The sequence below is a fragment of the Pseudomonadota bacterium genome (assembly GCA_018823285.1).
Lineage (GTDB): Bacteria > Desulfobacterota > Desulfobulbia > Desulfobulbales > JAGXFP01 > JAHJIQ01.
This window is the reverse complement of the sequence record JAHJIQ010000047.1, coordinates 82,508-95,279: the sequence shown is the minus strand read 5'-3', so window position 1 is coordinate 95,279 and position 12,772 is coordinate 82,508. Positions and strand designations below refer to the sequence as shown.

The following is a 12,772-nucleotide window of genomic DNA, read 5'->3' as shown; positions in this document are numbered from 1 at the left end:
TGGTCCAAGCTATCTCCCCACCGACGAATATTTAAACCCAAGGCTACGCATCTTTCCTGGTTCATAAACATTCCTCAGATCAACAAAGATCGGGGATTTCATGAGGCTTTTTATCCGACCAAGATCAAGGGCCCGAAACTGGTTCCATTCAGTCATAAGTACCACCGCATCAGCTTTTTTACAAACATCATAGGCATTTTTCGCATAGTGAAATTCAGGAAATAACCTGCTGGCCTCTTTCATCCCTTGTGGATCAAAAGCGATGATTCTGGCTCCCTTCTCAACGAGTGCGGACATGATTGTCAATGCCGGAGATTCACGTAAATCATCAGTCTCAGGTTTAAATGTCAAGCCAAGCACGCCTATTGTCTTCCCCGCAACATCACCGCCAAGAGCATCCTTGATCTTTTTAACCATCCTGGCTTTCTGTGCAGAATTAATTTCGATAGCTGCTTCAACCAATCTGGCCGTCTCACCAAATTCTTGCGCCGTTCTCAACAACGCTTTAGTATCTTTCGGAAAGCATGACCCTCCATACCCTGGTCCGGGATGCAGGAATTTACTACCAATTCTTCCATCCAGCCCAACGCCTTTGGCGAGGTCTTTAACATCTGCTCCAACAGATTCACAAATATTGGCCATTTCATTGATAAAACTGATCTTGATTGCAAGAAAAGCATTGGCTGCATATTTAACAAGTTCAGCAGTTTCCGGTGTTGTTATAACAAAAGGGGTAGATATTAAATATAAGGGGTTATAAATTTCTTTTAGGATATTTGTCGCTCGATCCGAATCCGATCCGATTACTACTCTGTCTGGACGCATAAAATCATTAATTGCGGCACCTTCCCTTAAAAATTCCGGATTGGAAACCACATCAAAATCTGCTTCGGGATTCACTTCCCTGATGAGCCTTGCAACTTGGCGTGCAGTACCCACAGGGACCGTGCTTTTGTCAATTACAACCGTGTAAGATTTGATATGTATAGCAATGTCTTTTGCAGCTTGATAGATATAAGTCAGATCGGCGTAACCATCTCCCCGACGATGGGAAGGGGTTCCTACTGCGATAAAGACTGCATCAACCTGCTCCATGGATTTTTTCAAGTCGGCGGTAAAAATCAGCCGTCGGTCGCTAATATTTTTTGCGACAAGAGAATCAAGACCTGGTTCATAAATCGGAATTTCCTTTTTGTTAAGACATTCAATCCTTCGTTTGTCAAGGTCCAGACAACAGACCTGATGACCGAACTCGGAAAGGCATGCACCAGTCACGAGACCGACATACCCCGCACCAATTATAGTGATATTCATGCACCAATCTCTTTAAATTTTATAGTATTCTCGATACCAATCGACAAAGTTTCTTATCCCCATCTTAATGGGAGTACTGGGTTTGAAACCAACATCACGCACAAGATCATCAATATTTGCATAAGTGGCCGGCACATCCCCAGGTTGCATGGGAAGATAATTTTTCTTCGCCTTTTTCCCAAGAGCATCTTCAAGAATCTCTATAAAATGCATCAGGGATTCCTTTTTATTATTACCGATATTGTAGATTCTGTAAGGATTAAAACTTGAACATGGGTCTGGATTGTCGCCATTCCATTCTGGATTGGCGCTCGGCTTTTTATGAATCACGCGACACACCCCCTCCACGATATCATCAATATACGTAAAATCACGCCCCATCATACCGTTATTAAATATATTGATTGGCTCATTGTTCAAAATAGCCTTTGTAAAAAGGAAATAAGCCATGTCAGGTCTCCCCCACGGACCATATACCGTAAAAAATCTGAGCCCGGTACACTTCACCCCAAACAAATGGCTGTATGTATGAGCCATGAGCTCATTCGCCTTCTTTGATGCTGCATACAACGATAACGGGTGATCGACGTTATCATGTACAGAAAAAGGCATTTTGGTGTTAGCCCCATAGACCGAACTTGAGGAAGCAAACACCAAATGGTCTACACCGGAATGCCTGCATCCTTCGAGAACATTTACGAAACCGACCAGATTTGTGTCAACATAAGAATGCGGGTTCTCAAGAGAGTAACGAACACCGGCCTGAGCAGCCAGATTCACCACCGCATTGAAGCGGTGTTCCTGAAAAAGCGAAGCCATCGCCCTTCTGTCGGCAAGATCAATATCAACATGAGTAAAATTATTATCAGGCGAGAGCTGCCGAAGACGATCTTTTTTCAAATCCGGGTCATAATAATCATTAAGGTTGTCCAACCCGACAACACTTTTTCCGGAGGCAAGGAGCCTTTTTGAAAGATGAAAACCGATAAATCCTGCAGCACCAGTTACTAATACTTTTTCAATATTCATTTTTACAGCCAGATAGTGTCGGGGTTAATTTCGAACAATCAAGACAAAATTTTTCAAGAGCAACACAACATACTAAAAACATGGGAGGTTTGCTATTTATTAAAGCCTTTATTTTAAATTACAATGAATTTTCAACAGTGAATTTTTATGGCAGCATGTTAAACTATAAATGCAACACTTTTATTCTTGATCCTCCATACTCTTGGTTCTTAAGGAAGATAATGGCAACTGTTCTGATCGTTGATGACGAACTGAGTATGAGAGAGTTTCTTACCATTCTTCTCGAAAAGGATGGTTTTGAAACCTTTTCAGCCGAAAATGGCATGGCTGCCCTTGATATCATCAGACGAGCGGATGTTGATCTGGTAATTACCGATATTCGTATGCCGGGCATGGGTGGCCTGGAGTTACTGGCTGAAATAAAAAAAACAGAGTCTTCCCTGCCGGTGATCATGATCACCGCCTATGCTTCCCCGGAAGACGCGGTGATGGCAATGAAGAACGGCGCCTTCGACTACATCACAAAACCGTTCAAAGTCGACGAGATAAAGAATATTATTTCAACGGCTCTTTCCAGCAGTTCGGTCGTTAAAGCCCTTACCCACAAGCCGCTGACCGAATTCGAAGGGATCATCGGCAAAAGCCAGGAAATGCGGAAGATCTACGACATGATCCAGCGGGTCGCTCCGACCCATGCCAACATTATGATTTATGGCGAATCGGGGACCGGCAAGGAACTTGTCGCGCAAGCTATTCACAATCTCAGCAATGTTTCAGAAAACCCTTTTGTTCCGATTACCTGCAGCGCCATTCCAGAATCCATCATCGAGAGCGAGCTTTTCGGTCACGTCAAGGGATCATTCACCGGAGCAATTACAAATAAAATGGGTCTTTTTGAACAGGCCAATCACGGCAGCGCATTTCTCGATGAAATTGGCGAACTGACCCCCTTCATCCAGACCAAACTTTTGCGGGTCTTGCAGGAACGAGAATTTAAAAGGGTTGGCGGAGCCGATACGGTCAAGATCAATGTCAGGATAATCTCCGCTACCAACCGGGACCTCGAAGAAGAAGTGCTGGCGTCTCGCTTCCGGGAAGACCTTTTTTATCGCCTGGCCGTTGTGCCCATCAGAATCCCCCCCCTCCGGGAAAGAAGGGAAGACATTCCTTTGCTGGTCGACCATTTCCTGGAGAAATACTCCCGGATCTTCAACAAAGAAGTCAAGGCGCTCTCGTCATATGTCATGGAAGTTCTGATGAATTATGATTATCGAGGTAATGTTCGGGAACTTGAAAACATTATCGAAAGAGGAGTCGCTCTTGAAAGCTCCAACATCATCCTTCCCGAAAGCCTCACCCTGTCCCTGTATGGAAAGGAAAAAGTCGGGGCGCCGCCGCCAATTCCCGATCCCATCGACATGGACAATGTTTATGAGTCCGGCCTGGAAAAGGTCATGGAGCAGACTGAAAAAAGCTTCATCGAAGATGCCCTCAGGCGGGCAAACAACTCCAAAATGCGGGCGGCCGATCTGCTCAAGATAAGCTTTCGTTCACTGCGCTACAAGATCCAGAAGTACAAACTTTAATCCCCTCCAGGCTTGAATCATGCTTGATGGCAATGGTCATATATTCTTCTCCAGGAATATCGCCACTCCCCCGAAGGATCTGCTGAAAAACCACATCCAGTGGCTTCTGTTCCTGCGAGTTCTGATCCTGACGATCCTCCTTGGCATCAGTGTGTTGCTGCAGACCAAAACCCATGACCTTATCATTCCTTCAATCAACGTTATTGCTCTTTTTATTGCAGGTGTTTATCTGTACACCATTCTCTCTGCTCTTATCCTCAAAGGGATCAACAACTATCGCGGCTTTGCCTTGCTGCAACTCGTTTCCGATGCCCTTCTCTTAAGTTGTATCGTTTTTGCCACCGGTGGCAGCCAGTCGATATTCACCCTGCTGTATCTTTTCCCGATCCTTGCCGGCGGCTATCTCCTTCTGCGGCTGGGCGGCCTTCTGATGGCGGCGGTCTGCACCATCAATTACGGATTCATAATCCTCGTCGAGCTTCTCTACCAGCCCTGGCTGTGGACCGGTATTGATAATCCGGTGGAAAACATTATCGTTGCCATGCACTTCTTTGCGGTGCACGGCATTGTATTCTTTCTGATCAGCGGTCTGAGCATCGTTATTTTCGAACGGATGTGGAAAACGGAAAAGGCCCTCACCGAATCCACGTTGAACTACGACCGCCTTGAAATTCTCTACCGGCAGGTCTTTGATGATATTACCACCGGGATTATCACGACCGATGAGGAGGACAGGATAACCTCATTCAACAACGCCTCGGAGATCATCTCCGGGTTTAGAAGAGAGGAGGTACTGAACAAAGCCATTTCCGACCTGCTCCCCGACCTCAAACATGAAATAGAAAGCAGCCTCAGGCAGGTCACGGAACTAACCAAGAAAGACTCAACCCGGATCCCCATCGGCTACTCCTGGTCAAAACTCAAAATCCCCGGTGGACAAGGGAATGGTCGTGTCTACACCATGCAGGATCTGAGCCGGATCCGGGACATGGAGAAACAGGTCAAACAGGCAGAAAAAATGGCAACGATCGGTGAGATGGCCGCAGGCATTGCCCATGAATTCCGAAATCCGCTGGCCGCCATCTCCGGCGCCACTCAGGTTTTGCAGCAGGAAACAGCTCAGGAGCTTTCCAGCCACAAGCTGCTGGATATCGTGATTCGGGAAAGCGACCGACTCGAAAAGACCATTGATGAGTTCCTGCAGTTTTCCAAACCTGCCGAACCCATCATGAACTGGTTTTCCATCCGTAACCTGATCAACGAAACCGTCCAACTCCTCCAGCAGGGAGCAAGATGGAAATCACGTTCATGCCGAACCGTAACCCTCGTCTCAGATGACCTTGATTTCTGGGCCGATTCGAAACAGGTCCAGCAGGTGCTTGTCAATCTCATCTCCAATGCCTGTCATGCCCTTGGAGAAAAGGGAGGAGATATCACGGTCGAGGCAACCGAAGAAACAGATCAGACCGGCAAGGAGTATGCCGTTTTAAAGGTGAGCGACTGCGGCCCGGGGATAAAGGAAGAGGTTCTCGGAAAGATTTATGATCCTTTTTTCACCACCAGCGAGAACGGCACCGGTCTTGGTCTTTCCATTGTCAAACAGATTGTCGAGAGTCATAATGGCCGGATTGAAGTCACCTCTGTTCCTGATGAACAAACCGTTTTCAAGGTCTTTTTCCCTCTTCCCTCGTAGCACCCCTCTCAACTGTTCCAGCCGACAACCGTGAGAATGAAATAGGAAACACACCAGATGATCGTCCCGATCAATGACCACCTCGCCCTGCCCTGGTCAAGAACCGCTAGACAGAGAAAGATCATACCCGTTACTGGAAAAAAAATTCCGGCCCAGAATGGCTGGATGTATTTCAGGAGTTCCTGCAGACCGATGAAAAACCAGGGACCAAGAACCTGAATACTGCCCGGCCAGGGTGGCTCAAGAGGAGCAGGAACTATAAAACTGAAAATCAGGATGGCAGCCGCCAGTGCTGAATGGTCCAGGAGACGGACCCGGTATTTCCGCAAATGGTCCCAGGCGAGATACCCCCAGAGACATCCCAATCCAATAACATGGTTGGCATAAACCACCTTCAGCCCTGCTGTAGTAACATTAAAAAGAAATGCATTCAGCCAGGTTCCGATAAACGGCACCGATCTCGTGATATTTTCCGCGATATATCCGGCGGCCTCCCCGGTACTGTCAAATCTCAGGATATAGCCGGTAAACAGGACGAGGGCTGCGACCGGCATTGACAGGGTCAGCAGCACCCATTGCATCCTGTTTCTGACCATCCGCCGATTGCCTGAACCGGGTTCGGTTTTTTTGGTAAATTCCTTATCCGCTCGTTTGTCATTATTCCCTGCCTCCGACAACCGTTTATCGATCAAAACGATCACTAGATGCACCAAAAGAAAAACAAAAAACAACTGGCTGGAATAATAGTGTAGAGACCGCCAGAATTGGCCGAACGGAATCAGGGCCTCCAAAGAACCGGTCGAGTAGAACGGGGTTGCAGGGTCATACTGCAATGCGATGACAATTCCGGAAATTACGGATATGTAGAGAGAAACAAGACTTTTAGCGCCCCAACGTATGCCCAGAACCCATTTCATCAAATATTTCCCGGATAAAAATCAGATCACGGTGACCAGATAAGAATTGCCGTTTTCCTCAACGATTGTCTCAACATCATACACCGGCAAATCTCTCTCGGCCGGACCGGCGATTCTCTTGCCCTTCCTGGTAAATTTGCTCTGGTGACATGGGCAGATCAGAATTTTTTCTGTTTCATGATAGTTGAGACGACACCCGAGATGAGTACATTTTCGCGAAATTGCGACCGGCCCCGTTTCTTCAGAAAAAATAATGAAATCCGGCTCCAGGATAAACCCATCCTTTTTCAGACCTTTCTTGACCGAAAAAATACGTGGCTGAGCAGGGACTCTGAAATTTATGAAACGAATCACCGGCAACAAAACAAGCCCGACAGCCCAGAGTTTGATAAACGTCCAGCCTGAAATGAGCAAAGAACGTCTTTCAGCCGTGCAACACCTTTCAGGCATGATTTTATCCATATCTGTTCTCATGCAAGATAAAAAGAATTCATTCCACCGGGTGAAACGCAAGTTGAAACATGGAGGGGCAATGCAAAGAGAGGAGGTTACCGCGGCTTTGAGCTTTGCAGATACTTTTCCCGCAATTTTTCACAAACGTGATCAGGCACCAGACCGCTGACATCACCCCCGTACTGTGCTGCATCCTTGATAATCGAGGAACTGATGAATATCCAGCGAAAACCGGTCATCAGAAACACCGTCTCCACTTCCCTTTCGATCCGGCGATTCATCAACGCCAGCTGGAATTCATAGTCAAAATCAGAGACAGCCCGAAGCCCGCGAATAATCGCCTTCGCCCCCTTGCTGTATGCATAATCAACCAGCAACCCGTCAACCGTGTCAACTTCTATCCGCCCTCCGGAGTCAGGAAAACACTCCCTGATCATCACCAATCGCTCATCGATCGAGAACAGGGGTTTCTTGGCAATATTTTTGGCAATGGCGATGATGACCTTGTCGAAAAGCTCAAGACTCCTGTTCACAATATCCAGGTGACCCATGGTGATCGGATCAAACGTTCCGGGATAAACGGCCACGGTTCCTCGGGAGGCCTGACGAACTGGATTTCCAGAATGGCTCATTTTTCTCAATTCACTCCCATGTTCTGATATATCCAGACCGAGGTGTCTCCGTATCTGCGAAAATCGACCCGCTCAAGACTCCCGATTCCTTCCGGCAAATCGACACCACTGGCATCTTCAACAATGACCAGACCATCTTTACCGAGCAGCCCCCGATCATTGAGTTCCTGAAGAGATGTCACGGTTGCTCCTGTATGATAGGGCGGGTCGATGAATACCAGGTCATAGACCCGCGGCTCTGCCTTCTCGAGAAAACCAAGCCCTCTCTTAAGATCTCGCTGATAGACAATCCCGACCTCTGAAAACCCGCAAAGATCGAGGTTTCTATTGATCAATTCAAACGCTTTGCGGTCATGATCAACAAAAGCCCCGAAATATGCACCACGACTCAAGGCCTCAAGACCCAAGGCGCCGGTACCGGCATACAGATCAAGAACGTTGCCCGTAACAGACCTCGAACCAAGAATATTGAAAATTGATTCCCGAACCTTGTCGGAAGTCGGCCGGATTGAGCCCTTTTTACTTCTGTTGCCAGGGGTGTAAAGTTTCCGCCCTTTCGCGGCGCCGGATATTATACGCAAACAAAGAGCCCTCAGATTCACCTGCCGGAGCGTTTCAGCAGCAGATCATCTTGTTTAAATGTGGTTTTTTATCAACTCCTCGGCAATCTGCACCGCATTCAGGGCAGCCCCTTTCAGGATATTGTCTGAAACCACCCACAGATTAATACCATTGGCGATTGACTCATCTTCCCTGATTCTGCCGACCAGGGTATCAAATTCATCTTCACAGTCAATGGCCATCGGGTAGGAAAGGGTAGCAGGATCGTCCACAACTTTTACCCCGGGTGCCTGACGCAGAAGTTCCCTGACCTGATCAGCGGTAATTTTTTCAGCGGTCTCAATGTTGACCGCTTCCGAATGGCCATAAAAAACCGGCACCCTGACCGTGGTTGCCGTGACCCCGATAGTCCGGTCTTCAAATATCTTTCTCGTCTCATTGACCATCTTCATCTCTTCCTTGGTATACCCATTGGCAAGAAATGAATCGATCTGCGGCAAACAGTTGAAGGCGATCCGATGCGGATACACCTTATTCAACATTTCCCTGCCGGCGGCATAATCAAGAACCTGCTGTTTCAGTTCGGCGATCGCGGCCGCTCCCGTCCCGGAAACCGCCTGATAGGTGGAGACAACGATCCTCTTGATCCGCACCTTGTCGTGGATCGGTTTCAGGGCAACGAGCATCTGGATGGTCGAGCAGTTCGGGTTGGCGATAATCCTTCTCCCCTTGTACTGATCAATCGCGTGCGGGTTGACCTCCGGGACCACCAGAGGAATTTCCGGGTCCATCCTGAAGGCGCTGGAGTTATCCACTACTACCGCACCAGCTGCTGCAGCCGCCGGTGCGAAATCAAGCGATCTGGCAGCGCCCGCCGAGAAAAGCGCAATATCGATTCCGGTAAAGGCGTTCTTGTCAAGGAGCCTCACCTCGATATCCTGGTCCCTGAATCGCAGCTTCTTACCAATCGACCGCTCCGAAGCGAGCAGACGCAACTCTTTCACAGGAAAATTTCTTCTTTCCAGCACTTTCAGCATGGCCCCGCCGACAGCGCCGGTAGCCCCTGCAACAGCAACATTAAATTTCCGATTCTCGTTACTCATCACTTTTTCCCTTAATAAATCATGATAATTAATATTTATTTCGGTACGGGCAGAAAAGCTGCCCGACTCAGCTATATTTCCTCAAAGATATCACGCTTTCCGTGGTGCTTTCGAAGATGATTTTTTCAAAAAAACCAATCGATTCAGGGCATTCAGGTAGGCCTTGGCAGCAGCAGTAATGATATCCGGATCCGCCCCCTGACCTATTACCACATAGCCGTCCTCTTCAATGCGCACCATCACTTCACCCTGGGCATCGGTGCCGCCGGTTATGGAATTGACCGAAAAGTAAAGAAGTTTACTTCTGGTGCCCGTAAGCTCTGCAATGGACCTGAATGTCGCATCAATCGGACCGATTCCGATTGCGGCTTTCTCCACCTCTTTACCATCAACCTTGAGCCGGACTCCGGCCGTCGGCATCACCCTGCTGCCGCTCATCACCCCAAGGGTCAACAGTTCATACTGTTCAGAGATCCGCAGCACCTCATCCATCAGGATCGCTTCGAGATCTTCGTCAAACATCTCCTTTTTCACATCGGCAAGCTCTTTGAAACGGCTGAAAACCCGATTCAACTCCTCTTCACCAAGAGTGTAGCCCATTGTTTCAATCCGGTCCTTCAGGGCATGACGGCCTGAATGCTTGCCGAGGACCAGATTTCCCTTGGAGAGGCCGATGTCCGCAGGGTTCATGATCTCATAAGTAGTTCTTTCCTTCAGGATTCCATCCTGATGGATTCCGGACTCGTGGGCAAAGGCGTTGGCCCCGACAATCGCCTTGTTCGGCTGTACCGGCATCCCGGTAATGGTGCTGACCAGCCGACTGGTCGGATAGATATGTTCGGTAACAATCCTCGTCCCCACGTCCATCTGGTCTGCCCTGGTCCGGATCGCCATAACCACTTCTTCCATGGCGGTATTTCCCGCCCGCTCCCCCAGACCGTTGATGGTACACTCGACCTGTCGTGCGCCGTTACTGATTGCGGCAAGAGAATTTGCCACCGCAAGGCCGAGATCATTATGGCAGTGCACACTTAACACCGCCTTGTCAATACTCGGGATATGGTCGATCAGATAACGGATCTGCCGGCCATGCTCATCGGGCAGAACATACCCTGTGGTGTCGGGGAAATTAAGAGTGGTTGCGCCGGCCCCGATTACCCCCTCGAATACCTTGCAGACAAAATCAAGGTCGCTTCGTGAAGCGTCTTCTGCGGAAAATTCGATATTGGATGTGTACTGAGAAGCATATCGGACAGACTCGACAGCGAGCTCAAGCACCTGTTCTCTCGACATCTTCAGCTTGTACTTCATGTGAATATCGGATGTGGCGAGAAAGATATGGATCCGGGGATTCTCCCCACCTTTCAGGGCATTCCAGGCAACGTCAATGTCTTTCCGGTTGCTTCGTGACAGCCCGGCGATCTGCGCGCCGCGAATGTTGTCGGCGATGTTCTTCACGCAATCAAAATCACCCTTGGAGGCTACGGGAAATCCTGCCTCGATCACATCAATCTGAAGCTTCACAAGATTCTGGGCGATCCGGAATTTTTCCTGCATGTTCATGCTGGCCCCGGGGGATTGTTCGCCATCCCTGAGGGTTGTATCAAATATGATGATGTTGTCTTTGCACCCTTCGGGTATAAGTTTCGTATGAGCAGACAAACTGCTCAACTCAGCTTTAGCAGACATTCTTTCAATCTCCTGATACGGCTGTTAACAGCCGGTTAACGGCCCGCAGAAATCATAAGCGGCGACCATATATTTCATAAATCCGGGACAACCTTTTACTGATAAACAGGGAGAAAGTCCTTTCTCTTGAAAATGGGATCAAGATGGCAGACTAGCGATAAAAAGATTCCTCATGCTCATCAGGCACTTCAACTTTGCTTCGCGTCAATAGCCGGGAAAGAGCCCCGAACGGTCCGGAGATGACATAGAGAATGGCCAGGACAAAAAGGGTGACCTGGGGCTCCGTTGCGACTACCGTGATGAGCAGAACCATAAACACCATCGCCTGAAATCTCTTGGCTTTGGTCGTTTCGGGATTTTTGAAACTCCAATACTGAACAGAGCTCACCATCAGATAGGAAAGCCCATAGACCATGGCGAGCATGGCAAGACCCATGGCCTCCGAACTGATTCCGGTGAAACGGCCAAAAAGCACCGTGGTCGCAATTGTCCCGGCGGCAGCCGGGCAAGGCAGCCCTGTAAACATATTCCCGCAACTGCTGTCCTGAACATTGAACCTGGCAAGACGAAGCGCCGTTGTTGCAACATAGAGAAATGCAGCCAGCCAGCCATATCTCCCGAAAGACTCCAGAGTCCACAGATAGGCGACAATTGCCGGGGCAACACCAAACGCTACAAGATCACACAATGAATCATACTCTTTGCCAAAGAGACTCGCGGTTCCGGTCATTCTGGCAACACGTCCGTCGAGCCCATCAAACACCGCAGAAATAATGAGCGCAACCGCGGCATGAATAAACAAGCCATTAATAGCTGATATTATTGAATAAAAACCACTGAACAAACTGATGGTTGTCAGAAGACTCGGCAAAAGACAGATGGTCCCTCGCGGGCCGTCTGTTTTGTCAATGTTTGTGTGATTTTCCATAGCAGAAACCATACCCTCACTCTGTCGAGCCAGAGAATTCAATTATAATTATGACCTTATAATTCATGTACGAGATTTTATCAAGAAACACAGGATGTTAGTTACGAAGAAGCAGAATACCGCGTCGGGAATTTTTCCAAATTGAACACTATCCGGTGAAGATGACCGGACGGATGGCCGAAGAGTAAAAAGTTGCAACAAATAGTCAGGGAAGATAGCCTAATACGGTTTCACCGGCAACAACCTTCTGACCCTTGACAACCTCAAGCTGGGTTTGTTGCGGCAGATACAGGTCAACCCTTGAACCAAACCGGATCATCCCGAATCTTTCTCCCTTTACAAGCTCATCCCCTTTCTCGGCCCAGCAGACAATCCTACGAGCAATCAGGCCGGCGATCTGGACAAAGGCTAGATTTTTTCCGCTTTCAGTCTCCAGGATAACCGCGCAGGACTCATTTTCGAGAGAGCTTCTTTCACTGCTGGCAGAGTAAAATGTACCCGGCGAATAGACAATCCTCTTCACCTTCCCGGAAAAGGGAGTCCGGTTTACATGAACATTGAAGACATTCATGAAGATGCTGATTTTATACACATGCTCTTTAACGAAGTTATCGTCAAAAACTTTTTCTATCAGGATGATTTTGCCATCTGCAGGGGAAATGATCGAATCCTCTTCATCCGATGTAACCCTTTCCGGGTCTCTGAAAAAATAAAGGACAAAGGCGGTAAGGGTCAGAAATGAGAAAGAAACCAGAGTATACCCGAGTATGGCAAAAACAATGGCAAGCAACGCCGTAAAGGCAATAAAGGGGTAGCCTTCACGCGCCACCGGGATAGAGGGTTCTTTCATTTACTGTTTTCCGGAAG

General features: G+C 48.2%; 12 protein-coding genes. 2 read left to right on the top strand and 10 right to left on the bottom strand.

The window, feature by feature from the left end; genetic code table 11:
* Nucleotides 1-9: 9 nt before the first annotated feature.
* Both KKG35_11570 and KKG35_11565 read right to left on the bottom strand, forming a co-directional pair.
* A complete protein-coding gene (locus tag KKG35_11570) occupies nt 10-1,314 on the bottom strand; it encodes a UDP-glucose/GDP-mannose dehydrogenase family protein (GenBank protein ID MBU1738765.1) in 1,305 nt (434 codons plus the stop codon).
* 12 nt (nt 1,315-1,326) lie between these two features.
* On the bottom strand, nt 1,327-2,343 hold the full coding sequence (locus tag KKG35_11565) for an NAD-dependent epimerase (protein ID MBU1738764.1): 1,017 nt from the start codon (nt 2,341-2,343) through the stop codon (nt 1,327-1,329).
* A 221-nt stretch (nt 2,344-2,564) separates the two neighbouring features.
* Here KKG35_11565 and KKG35_11560 point away from each other — a divergent pair, with 221 nt between their 5' ends.
* Both KKG35_11560 and KKG35_11555 read left to right on the top strand, forming a co-directional pair.
* Nucleotides 2,565-3,929, top strand: a complete 1,365-nt coding sequence (locus KKG35_11560) for a sigma-54 dependent transcriptional regulator (GenBank protein MBU1738763.1) — start codon at nt 2,565-2,567, stop codon at nt 3,927-3,929.
* A gap of 19 nt (nt 3,930-3,948) precedes the next feature.
* Nucleotides 3,949-5,622, top strand: a complete 1,674-nt coding sequence (locus KKG35_11555) for a PAS domain S-box protein (protein MBU1738762.1) — start codon at nt 3,949-3,951, stop codon at nt 5,620-5,622.
* An 8-nt stretch (nt 5,623-5,630) separates the two neighbouring features.
* Here the strand turns inward: KKG35_11555 and KKG35_11550 are convergent, their stop codons facing one another.
* The 8 genes from KKG35_11550 to KKG35_11515 all read right to left on the bottom strand — a co-directional run bounded on the left by KKG35_11550 (nt 5,631) and on the right by KKG35_11515 (nt 12,755).
* Nucleotides 5,631-6,539 (bottom strand): cytochrome b N-terminal domain-containing protein, encoded by a 909-nt coding sequence (locus tag KKG35_11550; protein ID MBU1738761.1) that lies wholly within the window; start codon nt 6,537-6,539, stop codon nt 5,631-5,633.
* A gap of 21 nt (nt 6,540-6,560) precedes the next feature.
* The gene (locus tag KKG35_11545) at nt 6,561-7,013 is read right to left on the bottom strand and encodes a Rieske (2Fe-2S) protein (GenBank protein MBU1738760.1); all 453 of its coding nucleotides are present in this window, start codon (nt 7,011-7,013) and stop codon (nt 6,561-6,563) included.
* A gap of 74 nt (nt 7,014-7,087) precedes the next feature.
* On the bottom strand, nt 7,088-7,624 hold the full coding sequence (gene coaD, locus KKG35_11540) for a pantetheine-phosphate adenylyltransferase (GenBank protein MBU1738759.1): 537 nt from the start codon (nt 7,622-7,624) through the stop codon (nt 7,088-7,090).
* Between the two features lie 5 nt (nt 7,625-7,629).
* Nucleotides 7,630-8,205 carry a 16S rRNA (guanine(966)-N(2))-methyltransferase RsmD gene (gene rsmD / locus KKG35_11535; protein MBU1738758.1) on the bottom strand — a complete coding sequence of 192 codons (576 nt, stop codon included), beginning with the start codon at nt 8,203-8,205 and terminating at the stop codon, nt 7,630-7,632.
* A gap of 54 nt (nt 8,206-8,259) precedes the next feature.
* On the bottom strand, nt 8,260-9,288 hold the full coding sequence (locus KKG35_11530; protein ID MBU1738757.1) for an aspartate-semialdehyde dehydrogenase: 1,029 nt from the start codon (nt 9,286-9,288) through the stop codon (nt 8,260-8,262).
* 90 nt (nt 9,289-9,378) lie between these two features.
* Nucleotides 9,379-10,977 (bottom strand): 2-isopropylmalate synthase, encoded by a 1,599-nt coding sequence (locus tag KKG35_11525; GenBank protein ID MBU1738756.1) that lies wholly within the window; start codon nt 10,975-10,977, stop codon nt 9,379-9,381.
* 151 nt (nt 10,978-11,128) lie between these two features.
* Complete coding sequence (gene pssA / locus KKG35_11520) at nt 11,129-11,905, bottom strand: CDP-diacylglycerol--serine O-phosphatidyltransferase (GenBank protein ID MBU1738755.1); 777 nt, start codon at nt 11,903-11,905, stop codon at nt 11,129-11,131.
* 205 nt (nt 11,906-12,110) lie between these two features.
* Complete coding sequence (locus tag KKG35_11515; GenBank protein ID MBU1738754.1) at nt 12,111-12,755, bottom strand: phosphatidylserine decarboxylase family protein; 645 nt, start codon at nt 12,753-12,755, stop codon at nt 12,111-12,113.
* Nucleotides 12,756-12,772: the final 17 nt, after the last annotated feature.